The following is a 15,434-nucleotide window of genomic DNA, read 5'->3' as shown; positions in this document are numbered from 1 at the left end:
TGGTCAGGTCGGTGGGGACATATTGCCAAGGGCCGTGGAGACTGCGCGGCAGGCGACGATCAGATCGGCGACAATGCGCTCGCTGACCTCCAGGTCCCCTTCGTATTCGGCGCGGTTGCGGATGTCATGACACTTGGCGAGCACGCGCCATACCTCGGGCCCGAGGCCGAGGGTGTGCGGAAGCACCAGAAAGACCGCGTAGCGGTTGGGCGGTCGATATCCGAGCCGACGCAGCGCTGCGAGACAGAGCGCGTGCGCGGCGTTATACGCGAGGTCAAATCTGCTCTCCAGCGAATTCGAGGGATTCCCGGCGTCAGCAAGTCGCGCGAGGCCCGAGCGCTTGAGACCTTCGAACTCCCGTGCATCGGCCGGTTCTGCCCGCAGCGGCTTCCCGGGCCCGCACAGATTCTCAAGTGGCGAGGTCGTTGTCATTGCCGATCAACCAGATTCTGGGTTGCTGGAGCACTCGCGTGACGAAGGCGTTCCTTTCCTGGATGCGCCTTCCGATCTCCTGGTGCGAGTAAACCGTGGGATTGACACGCCTGCCAAGTCTTGCCGACGCTGCCTCGAGAGTCGAGAAGAGATCGGAATGGGTCAGGCTGTCGCTCACGACCATCAGGTCGACGTCGCTGGCGGCCGTGTCCTGGCCCGTGGCCACGGAGCCGTAGACGAACGCACACCGGATCTGCGATCGCAAGGGCGCAAGGGCGCTCCTCACGACGTCGGCGAGGCCGGAGGTCTTGAGCACGAGCCCGCGCAGTTCGCTGAAGACGGCAGACGTTGCATTGGCCTGGTAGTGCTTCTGCTTGCCGACCCGCGTGACCGTCACCAGCCCCGCAGCGGCGAGCCGCGCAAGTTCTCGCTGGACCGCTCCGACGCCGGACTCAGCGAGAGCGATGATCTCGTTGGCGAAGAAGCTCCGGGCCGGATTGCCGAAGAGCACGCCCAGCACGCGCTGCTGTACCTTGGTGAAGAGCGCATCCCCGAGACCCAACGGGGAGGATGCAGTGCTCTCCGAAGTACGTTTCTCCATTCCCATATTGGGTACGATAAACCCCAATATGGGAATGTTCAAGCCAAATTCTTCAGTGACCCTCTATGCCCGCAGCAGCTTGAAGCTGATCTGATAGCGGTAGAAGATGATGCTCGGTGCCATGGCCAGCGCCCGGCGGATGCGTTGATCGTCTTCAAGCGCGATGATCGCCCCCTGTACGAGCTGCCCGTTCTCGGCGAGCACTTCCTGCACGAAGCCCATGTAGCGCAGCGTCTGGCCCACGACTGCATCGCTGGCCCGGCCCTTCTTCAGTTCCACGACCAGGAGCCGCTTCTTGTCCTTGCTGACGGCGAGGATGTCGATCGGCCCTGTGTCGGAGGGATACTGCTGACCGACTCGCTCGCCGTCCTCCTCGAAGATGTCGTATTCCTTGCCGAGGTCGGTCTGGGCCCAGTTCTGCACCAGGAAGTCCTCGAGGTGTTTCTCCATGGCGAAAGCCGCTGGGTCCTCAATGACCTCAGCGTCAGGGCCGACGGGGTGTACCACTATGCCGCCCATCAACTTCTCAATCTCTTCGCGGTATCGCGTCACATCGGAGACGGTGCCAATGGAGCCGGTCGATTTCTGCAGGGACTCGCTCATGTCGGCGCGGTCGATGTACGTGTCGGACCAGCGGACGGGGCGCCGGTGCGGCAATACGCCTCCGGGCTGATAAGCGTAGTTGCCCGTCACCTCTCCCACGCGGTAGCGGCCGCCGCCGTCCGGGGAGAGGATGACGTCGCCGATCTTGATCCACTTGGCAACCGTCCAGAGAAAGCCGCACGAGAGGCCCGCGGCGATCTTGGAGGTGACGTCCGGGTGCGTCGCAAGGTAGATCGGGATGAACTCCCGGTTGAAGGTGCGAAAACCCTCGGGCAGCCTGCCTGTCAGATCCTGGGCGATGCCAAAATCGACGCCGACGAAGCCGCCGGCGAAGCACTCGGCGGCATGGACGCTCTTCTTGCCGAGCATGAGCCGGACATAGTTCTTCATGTGTCATCTCCTCGGCCAACGCGACGCGGCACCCAGGTCCTGCCTCCTCGGACCGGGACAGACGCAGGAGGATGTTCAAGAGTGTCGGATGCCGTCGCGAACAAGTATGCCGCGACGGCACCTCCCCTGAGGTCGTTGGCCTCGGTGAGCCTGCCGATGATCTTGTTGACCTTGTCGCCGATCTCATTATCGCCCTTGAGGGCCACCATGTCGGCAAAGCCGGCGCCCTTGGGGACATCGATCAGCGCGTTCTTCCGCCCGGCGCACTTGTCGGAGACGTACTTCATGAACAGCAGCACGAGGACGTAGTCCTTGTACTGCGAAGAGTCCATTCCCCCGCGCAGCTTGTCGCAGCTGCTCCAGAGGGAGGAGTAGAGTTCAGACTTCTTCAGGGGCATCTACAGTCACGAGCCGCCGGCATGAGCCCAAAGGCTGGCGTCACCCAGTCTGCGCACTGTAGGTCCATATCCCATCGCTGCAGTTGCCGGCGACGCTAAGGACCTTCTTGAATCGATCTCGAAGGATCCACGACATCAGATCGAGAGACGAATAGAGTCGGTTACTGAGAAGGTATTCGCCCGTATTGCGCTGGATCACAGTTGCCCCAAAAATGGTCGTGGCTTCCGCCGCGTCGATTGCGAAACCGTGATCCTTGTAGAAGTAGACGAGTCTCTTCGCAATTTCGGCGTTGGCTTCCTTCGAAGATCGAACAGCAATCCGCGCTGACAGCAGCCGCTCAGCGTATTGAACAGCCGATTCAGCTGCTCGCTCGTAGTAGCCAAGCGTCTCAATTGGAAGAGACTTTGTAAGGTAGTCGCTGAGCATGTCTCTAGCACCAGGGTACTGCGCAGCAAGTTGCGCCAAGTGTTCGACAGAGTGCTTGACCGCCAGTGCAGGCATGCGGCGAATCTGCGGATCGATCGGGCCAAGTTCACTCAGGCTTCCCATGTGGATCTTGTCCGCCCCGCAACAAATCAGCGTCGCGGCAGACTTGGCCTGTCGCGGGACGGAAACATGAAGTTCGTGCTTTGTTGCGTCCCGGCAGAGCTTGGCGATGAAGTAAGCGGCGGGTATCTCTCCCCCGGGGGAACTAATGATCAACAAGATCGGCTTCTCGGCGTCTGCTTTCGAAAGTGACTCGTAGATTCTGTTCGAGTCGCCTCGAGTAATTGAGTTCTCGTCGTACAGAAACAGGACGTTGTAGCCGGCTGATATTGGCGACTCTTCAAGAATTGAGACGATCTGCCTACTGGCGACATCCTTGATGACCTGCTGGGTGGCATTCTCCGGACTGAGCGCGAAGAGCTCATAGAATGGAGCCTTGGGGGGGCTCTGGGAGTCGGATCCTCTGGGGTTGGTGGGTTGTTCGCCTGAAGGTGTCTCAACCTCGGGAGCCGCGTTGTCAGTGGTCGACTTCTTCTTAGCCATCGTCTTGGCTCGCTGGGGGGCCCCGCCTACGCGCACTCCGAATACCCGCAGCCGCGGCAGACGACGCAGCCCTCGAGGTGCTCGACGGTGCCGCCGCAGTCCGGGCAGGCGCCGCGGTCCAGCGCGCGCTTGCGGTTGGCGGTGCCGCCGTCCTCGCAGAGATGCCGCTCGATCGCCTTGGCGACCGCGTCGGCGCAGGAGAGGACCTTCTCGACGCCGAAGCCGGCCGGCTGGTGGCAGGAGATGCCGACGAGCTGCTTGATGACGGGCGCGGCCTCGACGCCGCTGCGCCAGGCGAGCGAGACCATGCGGCCGATGGCCTCGCACTGGCTGGAGGCGCAGCCGCCGGCCTTGCCCATGGTGGTGAACAGCTCGAAGATGCCCTCGTCGTCCTCGTTGATCGTCACGTACAGCGGCCCGCAGCCGGTGTCCATCTGGTAGGTCGAGCCGCGCAGCGCCTTGGGACGGCGGCGGATCACCGGCGCGCGCGGCGCCTCCGGCGCGGCGCCCGGCGCGGTCATGCCGGGCAGCGGCGGCGCCTCGTGCTTCTTCGCGGTCGAGAGCACCTGGTCCTCGCGCGAGCCGTCGCGGTAGATCGTGACGCCCTTGCAGTCCAGCTCGTACGCCAGCCGGAAGACCTTCTCGACGTCGGCCTCGGTGGCCTCGGTGGAGAAGTTCACGGTCTTGCTGACCGCGTTGTCCGTGTGCTTCTGGAACGCGGCCTGCATGCGCACGTGCACCTCGGGGGTGATGTCGTGCGCCGTCGCGAAGACCCGCTGCACGTCCTCGGGCACGCCTTCCATGCCGCGGACGGTGCCGGCCTCGGCGATGCGCTCCATCAGCTCCACGCTGTAGAAGCCGCGCTCGCGGGCGATGCACTCGAAGGCGGGGTTGACCTCGATCAGCCGGTTCTTGTCGAGCACGGTGCGCACGTACGAGACCGCAAACAGCGGCTCGATGCCCGAGGAGCTGTTGGCGATGATCGAGATCGTGCCCGTCGGCGCGATCGTCGTGATCGTCGCGTTGCGCATCGGTTCGGCGCCGGGACGGTCGAAGATCGAGCCCCTGAAGTTCGGGAACGCGCCGCGCTCGCGCGCCAGCCCCCGCGAGGCCGCGTGCCCCTCCTCGCGCACCGCGCGCATCACCTGCTCGGCCAGGGCCACCGCCTCGGGCGAGTCGTAGGGGACGCCGAGGGCGATCAGCATGTCCGCCCAGCCCATGACGCCGAGGCCGATCTTGCGGTTGGCGTGCGTCATCTCCTGGATCTTGTCCAGCGGGTAGTTGTTGACCTCGATGACGTTGTCGAGGAAGCGCACGGCGAGGCGCGTGACCTCCGCGAGGCGCGCCCAGTCGACCCGGCCGTCGCGCACCATCCGCCCGAGGTTGATCGAGCCGAGGTTGCAGGACTCGTACGGGAGCAGCGGCTGCTCGCCGCAGTTGTGGACGAACAGGCCGTTGGCGTCGAAGGCGTTCGCACCCGGGACCTGCACGTCGTAGACGGTCTCCGTGCCGTCCGCCTCCAGGGCTTCGACCGTCGCGAGGAAGCGCTCGCGGTTGGGGGTGCGGCGGTAGCTGCCGAGCGCCGCGGTCAGTCGCGCCGCCTTCGCCGTGTCGTGGAAGCCGACGCGCTCGGCGAAGACCGCGAGATTCTCGCGCGCGACGACCAATTCGTGCTGCGCGCGGACAGCGCAGGCGGCGCTCCCGCCGCGACCGTCCGGCAGCACCGAGGTCCCTGCGGGCCGCCGGTCGCGGTAGATCGTGCTCGCGATCCCGAGGCGCAGCAGCATGCGCTGCGCGGCCTCGAGCGTGGCGAGGTCGCTCTGGGCGAGACGGACGCTCACACCCTTGGCCGTCGAGCCCTGCACCGAGCCGTCGGCGTCGAAGAGCCCGCGCAGGAAGGCGCGGCAGAAGTCCGAGGAGCACTGCTCGAGCGCCGGCGTGATCGCCTTGGCGCCCGGGACCAGGCCCAGGTCCTCCCCGACGCGCTTCACGTGGCCGAGCGCCAGCCGGTGCTCGCCGCGCCCAGCGACCTCGGTCCAGCCGGCGAAGTCGCTGCGGTGGGGCAGCGCCTCGGCGTACCCCGCGGCCGCGCGCATCACCCCGGCGATGCCGTCGGCCGTCGTGTCGCCGTTGACGGCGCTGCGCATCGGCCACACGGAGAGGACCGCCTTGTCGGCCTTGAGCGTGCCGTCGCCGACCAGCAGGCCGAGCAGGTACCCCTCGGCCTCGCCGTATTTCCCCGGCCAGCAGAGGCTCTCGTGGCGGTGCAGCACGATGCGGTCGCCGGGCTCGAGCTGCGCCGCCGGCACCCACTCCTCGAGGACGCGGGCGCGCGTCACGCTCGCGGCGCGGCGCACCGGATGATCGCCGGTCAGCCGCAGCGAGTGCCCCTCGCGGGTGCGCAGCCGGAAGACCGGCTTCGTGCCGGTCGCGAAGAAGCCCTGCGGCCCGGAGGCGAACGCGGCGCCGTTCACCAGCGCCGTGAACGGCCGCCCGATCAGCTGCCGCACCTGCCGCGGCCCCTCCGCCGTCTGCACGAAGGTCTCCGCCGTGACGCACGGGTTCGTGCTCTCGATCTCGCCGACCTGCGGCGTCGGGTTGTCGCGGTTGAGGCGGTCGAGGAAGACGATCCCCGGCTCGCCGGTCGCCCAGGCGTGGTGCACGATGCTCGCGAAGACCTCGCGCGCCTTGAGCCGCCCGGCGATCTCCCGGCTGCGCGGGTTGACCAGGTCGTACTCGCCGTCGGCGGCGACCGCCTGCATGAAGGCCTCGGTCAGCCCCACCGAGATGTTGAAGTTGTTGAAGCACTTGAGGTCGGACTTGCTGCGGATGAAGTTCATGATGTCCGGGTGGTCGACGCGCAGGATGCCCATGTTCGCGCCGCGCCGCGTGCCGCCCTGCTTGATGGTCTCGGTCGCGAGGTCGAAGACGCGCATGAACGAGATCGGGCCGCTGGAGATGCCGGTGGTGCTCATCACGACGTCGTTGGCCGGCCGCAGCCGCGAGAAGGAGAAGCCAGTACCGCCCCCTGATTTGTGAATCAGCGCCGTGAACTTCACCGCGTCGAAGATGTCCTCGATCGAGTCGCCGACCGGCAGCACGAAGCACGCCGAGAGCTGGCCGAGCTCGCGGCCGGCGTTCATCAGCGTCGGCGAGTTGGGGAGGAACTCGAGGTTCGTCATCAGGGCGTAGAAGGTCTCCGCCAGGGCCTCGGCATCTGCGGCCGGGTTGAAGAGCGTCTCGGCGCCCGCGATGACGCGTGCCACCCGGCGGAACATGTCGGCCGGGCTCTCCAGGGGCTCGCCCTGGGGGCTCTTCTTCAGGTAGCGCTTCTTGAGCACCGTGAGGGCGTTGCTGGTGAGAGACGGGACCACTGCACTGGCTGCCTGCGTCGACATTGCGTGACTCTCCTTCGAAGACCGCTCTTCGCTACCCGAATCCGATATCGTGAGGGGCCCCTGCCCCCTACCATATGTTGTGGACGGGCGAACTGTAATCACAAGATATGGACATGTCAAGGGGCCCCGCGGCGGCCGCTCCCGGGGCGATATATATTGCGTTGTAAGCCCCGGCGGACCGCGGCGGCAAGCGCGGCGCGCCGCGGGAAATGCGCTTGATCGGCCGCGGTGGCTCTGCTGACTCCGCGTGGACAACCCTGGATGGTGGTGCCTGTCGGTGGAAGAGAGCGGATTTCTTGTTTCGTGGGAGCGGGGGGCGGCCGGCACGAGGGCCGTCGTCTCCGGCGTCCTCTCGCACCGGACGGCGGCCACCGCCCGCGGCGCCCTGCTGTCGGGGTTCGCGGGCGCGCCGCGGCCGGCGTCCGTGGACCTCTCGTCCGTGGCGTACCTCGACGGCGCGGGGGCGGCCGTGCTCCTGGAGGTCGACCGCGCGCTGCGGCCATCCGGAGGCAGGCTCGAGATCACGGGGGCGGGAACCGCCGCCGGCATCCTCTCGCTGGTCGACTGGGAGGCGCTGGTCGGTGCGCCCGGGCGGGCGCCCGTCCGCCGGCAGAACGTGGTGGCGCAGGTCGGCGGCGGCATCCTTGCGGTCGCCGCCGATGCGCGGGGGCTCATCGCCTTCACCGGCGCGCTGGCACTCGCCTTCGCGCGCGATCTGGCGCGCCGCCGCCTGCGCTGGGCGGAGACCTTCCGCCTGATCGAGACCTCGGGCGTCGACGCGGCGCCGATCGTGGCGCTCATCTCGACGCTGATGGGGCTCATCATGGCCTTCCTGGGGGCGCTGCAGCTGCGGCAGTACGGCGCCAACATCTACGTCGCCGACGGCGTGGCCCTCGCGATGGTGCGCGAGCTCGGGCCGATCATGACGGCGGTGCTGGTCGCCGGGCGCTCCGGCAGCGGCTTCGCCGCGGAGCTCGGCTCGATGGCCGTCGACGACCAGGTGGACGCCCTGGTGACCATGGGCCTCGAGCCGGTGTCGCACCTGGCGGTGCCGCGCGTGATGGCCGTCGTGCTCGCCATGCCGTGCCTGGCCATGCTCTCGGACCTGACGGGCATCACCGGCGGCCTGGTCGTGGGCGTGCTGCAGCTGGACCTCACGATCCCCCAGTACCTCGCCGAGACGCGCTCCATCCTCACCGTGCGCCACCTGATGATCGGCATCGTCAAGTCCCTGACGTTCGGCCTGCTGGTGAGCGCCGTCGGCTGCTACCGGGGCCTCGGCGTCCGCGGCGGCGCCGAGCAGGTGGGGCGCGCCGCGACCGGTTCCGTCGTGGCCGGCATCTTCCTGATCGTGCTGGCGGACGCCCTGTTCGCGGTGATCCTGGCGTACCTGCCGTTCTAGAACGGGGGAGCGGATGGGGGCGATCGCGGCGATCGAGGCGCAGCAGCTGGCGGTGGGCTACGCCGGCTCCCCGCTGCTGGGCGAGGTCACCTTCGATGTCGCAGCGGGCGAGGTCTTCGCCATCCTCGGCGAGAGCGGCGCCGGCAAGACGACGCTCGTGCGGACGCTCCTCGGCCTGCTGCCCGCGCTCGGCGGCAGCCTCCGCGTGGCCGGGCGGGAGCTGGTCGGCGCCGGCGAGGACGCGCGCGATGCGGTCCTTGGCGACATTGGCGTGGCGTTCCAGTCCGGCGCGCTCTTCGACTCGCTGACGCTTGCCGAGAACGTCCTCGTCCCGATCCGGGCGCGCACCGACCTGCCGGCGTCGACGGCGGCCCTGCTCGCGCGCGTGACCCTCGCCACCGTCGGCCTCGCGGACGCGGCGGACCTGCTGCCGGCGCAGATCTCCGGCGGGATGCGCAAGCGGGCGGGCATCGCGCGCGCCATGGCGCTGGACCCGAAGATCCTCGTGCTCGATGAGCCCACCTCCGGCCTCGACCCGCTGACGGCGGCGGACCTGGACCGGCTGATTCTCACGCTCAACCGCGGCCTCGGCATCACCGTGCTGATGGTCACCCACGACCTGGCGAGCACCTTCGCCGTGGCCGGCCGCTGCATCCTGGTCGACGCGCGCGCCGGCGGCATCGTCGCGGCGGGGCCGCCCGCCGAGCTGCGCGCCAGGCACCCGAACCCGAAGGTCCGCGCCTTCTTCGAGCGGACGGTCTAGGAGGGACGCATGGCCACCGAGGCCGACAAACTCAAGGTCGGGGCCTTCCTGCTCGGGGGGCTCCTGGTCTTCTGCGCGGCGCTCGTCTGGATCGGGGCCTCGCACGTCCTCGAGCGGCGCCTGCGCTACGTGAGCTACTTCGACGAGAGCGTGCACGGCCTGAACGTCGGCTCGGCGGTGAAGTTCCGGGGGGTGCCGATCGGGCGCGTCGCCGCGATCGGGATCGCCCCCGACGGCAGGCTCGTCGAGGTGGGCATGGACATCGAGCAGGATTTTCGCGCCGGGGAGCAGGTGCGCGCGAGCGTCACGACCTCGGGGCTCACCGGCGTGAGCGTCATCGACATCGACTTCGCGCGGCCGGGCGCGGCCCCGCTGAAGCTCGCGTTTGCGCCGCCGGAGCGCTACATCCCCTCGCAGCCCTCGTTCCTCTCCGGTCTCACGGAGGCGCTGGGCAGCATCGCGGAGAGCCTTCGCGGGACCGACGTCGGCGGCCTCGTCGCCGAATTCCGCGCCGCGGCCGCGGCCGTCCGCCAGCGCTTCGAGGCGCCCGAGGTCGACCGGGCGCTGGCAAAGGTGGCCGCGGCGGCGGACTCGCTGGAGGTCCTGACCCGCCGGGCCGCCGCGCTTGTCGAGGACCCCCGTCTCTCTCGCGCGCTCGACGGCGTCGTCGGGGCCGCGGAGCGCGTGGGGGGCGCCGCGCGCGCGGTCGAGGCGGTCGCCGGCGACCCGCGGGTCGCGCAGACGCTCGAGGACGCCCGGGCGGCCGCCGCGGTCCTGCGACGCGGCGCCGAGGACATCAGGGCCGAGGTCGCCGCGGTGCACGCCGGGGCGCGCCTCGACAGCATGCAGCGCAAGATCGAGGACGCGATGGCCGGCGTCAGCGGGGCCGCGCAGTCGGCGGCCGCGAGCGTGGGAGATACCGGTGCGGCTGCGACGAGGACGGCGGAGCGTTGGGAGCGGCTGGCGACGGACCTCAATCGTTCGCTGGGGGAGGCGGTGTCCCGGCTCGACAGGGCGGCCGGCCGGCTCGAGAGCCTGGCAACGTCGATCGAGGCCAATCCGGCGAAATTGCTCGGCAAGCCGCCGAAGGAGGACTTCCGATGAAGGAACGGATCGTGGCGTTGGCCGCCGCCGCGCTGCTCGCGGGCTGCGCCGGCCTGTCACAGGAAACGCGTCCCACGGTGTGGTTTGCGTTCGAGCCGGCCTTGCCGAGCGGGGGGTTGCGCGCGGGGGGGCCGACGATCGAGGTCGCGAGGTTCGCCGGCGTGGCGCCGTTCGACAGCGACCGCGTCGCGACGCGGGAGGCGGCGTCGCGCTGGGCGTTCGCCGCGTATCACCGCTGGGCGGCGCCGCCCGGGGACATGGTGGCTGCACGGTTGCGGGAGGCGCTCGGGCGCCTGGACCTGTTCGGGGCCGTCTTCGTCGCGCCGGCGCCCATCGACGCCGACTATCGCCTCTGCGGCACCGTGCGGGGCCTCTGGTGGGACCGCGCGGCGCGCTCGGCGGTCATCGAGGTCGAGGTCTCGCTGGTGGGGGCGCAGTCCCGGCTGCTGGGGTTCTGGGTGCGCCGCGTCGCGATGCCGGTGGGCGGTGATGGAGTGGAGGACTACCTGGCGGCCGCCTCGAAGGGCCTCGCGCAACTCACGGGGGACGTCGGCAGGGACGTCGCGGGCGCGATCGCGGCGACGGCGCCCTAGCCCGGCTGCGGCTGGCCGGGGTTGCGATGGCGTGGCATCATGGTGCGCACGAGGCTGGAGAAAGCCGCCGGGAGGAGATGCGATGGCTGAGCACGATCGTCCGCTGCCGAACCCGCCGCGCTCGCGGTTCGGAAGGCAGATCCCAGGGCAGGAGCAGGGCGGGGCGGACCTGACCGCCGACCGGCTGGCCCAGGCCGCCGCCGAGGGGCGGCTCGACGAGGTCCTGCAGCACGAGATCCCGGAGGGCGAGCACGCCCGCACGCTCGCCATGATGATGCTGGGTATGAGCGGGATGATGCCGCCGGGGGCTGCGGGGCCGGCGGGGATGCCCGGCGTCGAGGGGATGGCCGCACTCGCCGGGACGGCGGGCGCGCCGGCGGATGGACCGCCGGAGGTCCCGGGCTTTCTCGATGCGCCCGGTGCCGACGCCACAGGCGCGCCGGCCGCAGCCCTGCCGCCCGAGGTGCTGGCCGCGACGATGCAGGCGGACATCGCGGGGCTCATGTCGCTGCTGAGGGCGGAGCACGAGCGGCGCGGCGGGGTCTGCGCGCCGCCAAGCGAGACGTCCGCGCCGGTCCCGCCGGTTGCGTCGGCGGACGAGGGCGCCCCGGTCCTCACGGCGCCGTCCGCGGCGGACCGCGCTCAGCCTGGCATCGATCAGGCGCTGATCGACGAGTTGATCCGCGTCGCCGCCGACAACCAGGTCACGGTTGACTGGCTGCTGCTGCGGGCGGTGAAGCTCTACGTCGAGGAGTACCGGAGGACGGGGCGCCTGTAGCAGGCCTCCCCCTCAAAGCAGCGACGCCAGCAGCTCCATGATGTCCGAGATCTTCACCTGGCGCTCGTAGCCGCGCATCGCCTCGTTGACCTTCGCGTGGCAGGCCGGACAGGCGAGGATCAGCCGATCGGCGCGCTTCGCCACCGCTTCGTCGATCGTGAGCCGGCCCATCGCGATCGCGTTCTCGTGGAAGACCTTCCGCGCCGCCCCGCCCGAGCCGCAGCAGCGCGACTCCAGGCCGTGGCGCTCGAACTCCACCAGTTCGAGGCCGGGGATCGCGCGCAGCACCTCCCGCGGCTCCTCGATCACGCCGACACCCCGGCTGAGGTAGCACGGGTCGTGGTAGATCACCCGTTCCTCGAGGCGCCGGGGGACGCGCAGCTTCCCGGCCCGCAGGGCTTCGACTGCGAACTGCGTGATGTGCCGGATCCGGAAGGGCAGTTCCGCACCGTAGAGCGCGGGCCAATCGCGCGCCATGATGTTCACGCAGCAGGGACAGGAGCAGACGAGGGTCTTCACGCCGCGGGCGCGGTAGCCTTCCACGAGGCGGCGCACGAGGTCGGCGAGCGGCCCGAACTGGCCGGTGATGAACAGCGGGAAGCCGCAGCAGACCTCCTCCTCGGCGGGGAGCATCGTGAACGGCTCGCCGATCGCGCCGAGCACCAGCGCATCCCCGCGAACCATCGGCTGCGCCTCGTAGGAGCCGGTGCAGCCGGCGTAGTAGCCGATCTCCGCGCGCTCCGCGACGCGCACGTGCGGCGGGAACCAGGGCGCGAAGCGCTCGGCCGCCGGCTTGTCGTACGGGTTGCCGGTCCGGGCGATGGCGCCCGGCAGCTCCGTCTGCGGCCCGATCGGCCCGAGGCCGCTGGCGACCATCTCGGCGCGCAGCATGGGCCAGAGCCGCTGGGTGAAGATGCCCACGGGGCAGGCCTGGCCGCAGGCGCCGCAGGTGGTGCACTCGTAGACGGCGCGGACGAAGTCCTGCAGCAGGCGCGGGTCCATGGCTCCCGGCCCGAACAGCCGCGCCTTGAGCCCGCCGCTGGCGCGCAGGAACTCGCGGAACATGCGGATCTTCTCCGGCGGCGAGATCGAGGGGTTCCCGGTCACGTCCTGCACCGGGCAGCGCTTGAGACACTCGCCGCACTGCGTGCAGGCGTCGATCTCGATGAGCTGCGCGGGCGAGAGCCCGGCGCCGAGGCGCCGCTCAGTCATGGAGAATCCCCTCCCGCTCGCGGTCGCGCCGGCGGGCGTCCAGCAGCGTCAACGGCGCCGTGAGCACGTGGCTCGGAACGTAGAGCGCCAGCGCGAGCACCAGGGCCAGGTGCGTGGCGAGCAGCCAGTCCGCGGGGGGCGGTGCGGGCCGGAACGTCACGATCCCAAGCGCGTAAGCCTTCACCTGCACGAGGTCCACGCGGTGACGCGTTGCCAGGAGCAGGCCGGTGGCAGCCAGCCCGAGGAGGTCGAGCAGGACGAGCAGGTTCGCCCGCGAGGAGAACGGTTCGCGCCCCGGGATCAGCCGCCACGCGAGGACGTAGAGGAGCGCGGCCGGGAGGACGAAGCCCGCCATCCAGCCCAGGGTCTGGGTTCCGGCGACCCAGGCGGGCACCGGTTCGAGGAAGTAGCGCAGGTGCCGCGTGAGGACGAGGAGCAGGGAGACATGGAAGACCCATTCGCCCAGCCAGAGGGCGGGGTTGACCAGGAAGAGGCGGCGCAGGAGCGCGATGTCCAGCGCCGCGCCGGCGGCGGCACGGAGCGTGCTCGCCGCGCCGCGTCGCGGTGCGGCCGGCGCGCGCCACGCGGCTTCCGCCCACCGCAGGGCGTGCGCCGCCAGCCGCAGGTAGAGCGCGGCGACGGCGAGGTACGTCGCGACGACGATCAGCCACCCCATGGTCGCTCATCCCGATCCACCATCGTCAGTATGTCACACGACCTGCGCCGTTGGCGCCCCGTACACGTCGCTCGCCATTCCAGTGCCGGGCCCCGGCCCGGGGGCGCCTGTTCACTTCCGTCTCGCCAATCGTTCACGTGCCCGCGGGGGCGGGGCGCTGTCGGGCGTGCGCTGAGTTGCGCGCTCGACCGCAGCTCGTCCGGCCACTGGCGCAGCGCCCGAAACGCGGCATGTCTGCTGGGCACCCAGCGGGCGCTTCCATAGGGTGGCTTCGCCCCCCTCTGGCGCAGCTTCGCTGCTGTCACCCCCCGAGCAGCGTCCGCGCTCCACAATGCGCGCGCCCGACAGCGCCCCGCCCCCGCTCTGGCCCATTCCAACCTCGTCTTCGGGGCTCCGGCCCGCGGGCTGCTGAAGACCGTGATCGTGCGCCCCTGCTGGCCATACCGAGCTTAGCGGGTACGCTGTTTCGGTACGGTCTTGCCCTGAGGGCTCCGGCCCGGGGGCGCCTGTGAACGGTCATAATGCGCCGGCCGCCTGCTGTGGCGGCTGAGTGTGGCCGGCGCATTGACAGTCGAGCGGGCTGCTGAGGGAGTCCACGTGCTGAGGGCAACAGGGCGAGACGGAAGTGAACAGGCGCCCCCGGGTCGGGGCCCGGCACTGATCACGGCGCCGTCCCGCCCCTGGGCGCTGTCACAGGGCCTGCGATCTCACCCGTCCTTCTCGAAGGTGATCGCCGCATCCTTCCTCACGTTCATCCCCGCCTCCACCTCCAGCGCCTTGAGCACCGCCGCCGGCACCGGGCAGGCCGCGTGCTTGAGGTGCCGCGCCGCGGCGAGGTAGACCGGGTTCTGCAGGATTCCCGTCAGGGCGTCGCGCCGCGCCAGGCGCGTGACCTCCGCTGCCAGCTTCTGGACCATCGCGCAGCCGCTCTCGATCGTGATGTCGACCGTGCGTTCCGGGCCCTTCGTGGCGCGGATCACCGACGTGAAGCCGCACGCGCCCGAGTTCACCGTCACTTTCGTCATCCCCGCCCTCCCTTCTCCGCGCCATTCTAACAATGAGCAGCAGCGCCAGTGACCCGCAGGCCGTTTCTGCCGATCGATTCGTGTGTCGTGACTTCGTGCCGCCTCAGCTGCCCTGCCGCGGCGGGAGCGTCATTGCGGGTCCTGGCAAGGCAGCAAGGATGGGCGCGCGGAGGCGGGCTGGTGCCCGCCGCACAAGCAGCCCTCCGCGCAACGCCGCCAGGGCGCGCAAGGGCCTCCCGACGCTCAGGGCTGACTCGGCCCGCCTGGGCGCGCCCGCAGCCGCTCCTCGGCGAGGAAGCCCAGCAGCTCCTTGCGCAGCGCGTTGAGCTCGGTGCCCGTCCGGTCGCGCGGGTGGGGCGCCTCGACGGCGACCGACTTCCCCACCTGCGCCGGGTGCGCCGTCAGGCAGACCACGGCGTCGCCCAGGAAGACGGCCTCGTCGACGTTGTGCGTCACGAAGACCATCGTCGTGCGCGTCTGCGCCTGCACGTGCAGGAGCACCTCCTGGAGCGAGTTGCGGGTCTGGGCATCGAGGGCGGCGAACGGTTCGTCCAGCAGCAGCACGCGCGGCCCGACCGCGAGGGCGCGCGCCAGCGCCGCCTTCTGTTTCATCCCGCCCGAGATCTGCTTGGGGAAGTAGTCGTCGAAGCCGGCCAGCTCCACGAGGTCCAGGTGACGCCGCGCGGTCTGCCGTCGCTCCTCCGGCGTGACGCCGGCGATCTCGAGCCCGAGCTCGACGTTGTGGAGCACGGTGCGCCAGGGCAGCAGGGTGGCCTCCTGGGTGATGTAGCCGATCTCCCGCAGCGGGCCGCCGACCGTCCGCTCGCCGACCACCACGCGCCCGCGGTCGGGGGTCTCCAGGCCCGCGATGATGCGCAGCAGGGTGGTCTTGCCGCAGCCGCTGGGCCCGAGCACGCTGACGATGGAGCCGGCGGCCGCGGTGAACGAGACCCCGCCGAGGACCTGGCGCCGCCCGCCGTTGCCGACGCCGGCGAAGCCCTTCTCGATCCCCTCGACGCGAAGATCCAT

Annotated in this window: 14 protein-coding genes and 1 pseudogene; 5 read left to right on the top strand and 10 right to left on the bottom strand. The window is 70.0% G+C overall.

Annotated elements, in window-relative coordinates; genetic code table 11:
* Positions 1–3: 3 nt before the first annotated feature.
* From VI078_16545 to VI078_16520, 6 genes and pseudogenes are all read right to left on the bottom strand, one after another.
* The gene (locus tag VI078_16545; GenBank protein HEY6000897.1) at positions 4–432 is read right to left on the bottom strand and encodes a hypothetical protein; all 429 of its coding nucleotides are present in this window, start codon (positions 430–432) and stop codon (positions 4–6) included.
* On the bottom strand, positions 410–1,075 hold the full coding sequence (locus VI078_16540; protein HEY6000896.1) for a nucleotidyltransferase domain-containing protein: 666 nt from the start codon (positions 1,073–1,075) through the stop codon (positions 410–412). Before VI078_16540 ends, VI078_16545 begins: the two co-directional genes overlap by 23 nt.
* Before the next feature lie 21 nt (positions 1,076–1,096).
* Positions 1,097–2,026 (bottom strand): DUF91 domain-containing protein, encoded by a 930-nt coding sequence (locus tag VI078_16535; protein ID HEY6000895.1) that lies wholly within the window; start codon positions 2,024–2,026, stop codon positions 1,097–1,099.
* 122 nt (positions 2,027–2,148) lie between these two features.
* Positions 2,149–2,424: pseudogene (locus VI078_16530) on the bottom strand (type I restriction-modification system subunit M N-terminal domain-containing protein).
* 40 nt (positions 2,425–2,464) lie between these two features.
* Positions 2,465–3,454: an ATP-dependent Clp protease proteolytic subunit gene (locus VI078_16525; GenBank protein ID HEY6000894.1), complete on the bottom strand. Its 990-nt coding sequence runs from the start codon at positions 3,452–3,454 to the stop codon at positions 2,465–2,467.
* Positions 3,455–3,480: 26 nt separating this feature from the next.
* Complete coding sequence (locus VI078_16520) at positions 3,481–6,852, bottom strand: ribonucleotide reductase N-terminal alpha domain-containing protein (protein ID HEY6000893.1); 3,372 nt, start codon at positions 6,850–6,852, stop codon at positions 3,481–3,483.
* A gap of 277 nt (positions 6,853–7,129) precedes the next feature.
* Here VI078_16520 and VI078_16515 point away from each other — a divergent pair, with 277 nt between their 5' ends.
* From VI078_16515 to VI078_16495, 5 genes are all read left to right on the top strand, one after another.
* Positions 7,130–8,254 carry an ABC transporter permease gene (locus tag VI078_16515; protein HEY6000892.1) on the top strand — a complete coding sequence of 375 codons (1,125 nt, stop codon included), beginning with the start codon at positions 7,130–7,132 and terminating at the stop codon, positions 8,252–8,254.
* Positions 8,255–8,267: 13 nt separating this feature from the next.
* Positions 8,268–9,017, top strand: a complete 750-nt coding sequence (locus VI078_16510) for an ATP-binding cassette domain-containing protein (GenBank protein ID HEY6000891.1) — start codon at positions 8,268–8,270, stop codon at positions 9,015–9,017.
* Between the two features lie 9 nt (positions 9,018–9,026).
* Positions 9,027–10,121, top strand: a complete 1,095-nt coding sequence (locus VI078_16505; protein ID HEY6000890.1) for an MlaD family protein — start codon at positions 9,027–9,029, stop codon at positions 10,119–10,121.
* Entirely contained in the window at positions 10,118–10,714 is a 597-nt protein-coding gene (locus VI078_16500; protein ID HEY6000889.1) for an ABC-type transport auxiliary lipoprotein family protein, read from the top strand. The genes VI078_16505 and VI078_16500 overlap by 4 nt, the downstream gene beginning before the upstream one ends.
* Positions 10,715–10,796: 82 nt before the next feature.
* The gene (locus VI078_16495; GenBank protein HEY6000888.1) at positions 10,797–11,492 is read left to right on the top strand and encodes a hypothetical protein; all 696 of its coding nucleotides are present in this window, start codon (positions 10,797–10,799) and stop codon (positions 11,490–11,492) included.
* A 12-nt stretch (positions 11,493–11,504) separates the two neighbouring features.
* Here the strand turns inward: VI078_16495 and VI078_16490 are convergent, their stop codons facing one another.
* The 4 genes from VI078_16490 to VI078_16475 form a co-directional block, all read right to left on the bottom strand.
* A complete protein-coding gene (locus VI078_16490) occupies positions 11,505–12,704 on the bottom strand; it encodes a (Fe-S)-binding protein (protein ID HEY6000887.1) in 1,200 nt (399 codons plus the stop codon).
* On the bottom strand, positions 12,697–13,380 hold the full coding sequence (locus VI078_16485) for a hypothetical protein (GenBank protein HEY6000886.1): 684 nt from the start codon (positions 13,378–13,380) through the stop codon (positions 12,697–12,699). Before VI078_16485 ends, VI078_16490 begins: the two co-directional genes overlap by 8 nt.
* Before the next feature lie 707 nt (positions 13,381–14,087).
* Positions 14,088–14,405 carry a hypothetical protein gene (locus VI078_16480; GenBank protein HEY6000885.1) on the bottom strand — a complete coding sequence of 106 codons (318 nt, stop codon included), beginning with the start codon at positions 14,403–14,405 and terminating at the stop codon, positions 14,088–14,090.
* 243 nt (positions 14,406–14,648) lie between these two features.
* Positions 14,649–15,434 carry an ABC transporter ATP-binding protein gene (locus tag VI078_16475; protein ID HEY6000884.1) on the bottom strand — a complete coding sequence of 262 codons (786 nt, stop codon included), beginning with the start codon at positions 15,432–15,434 and terminating at the stop codon, positions 14,649–14,651.

The organism is bacterium (genome assembly GCA_036524115.1).
In the GTDB taxonomy this organism is placed as follows: Bacteria; JAUVQV01; JAUVQV01; order JAUVQV01; family DATDCY01; genus DATDCY01.
Note: the sequence above shows the minus strand (reverse complement) of the source record. Positions and strands in the feature narration are given on the sequence as shown.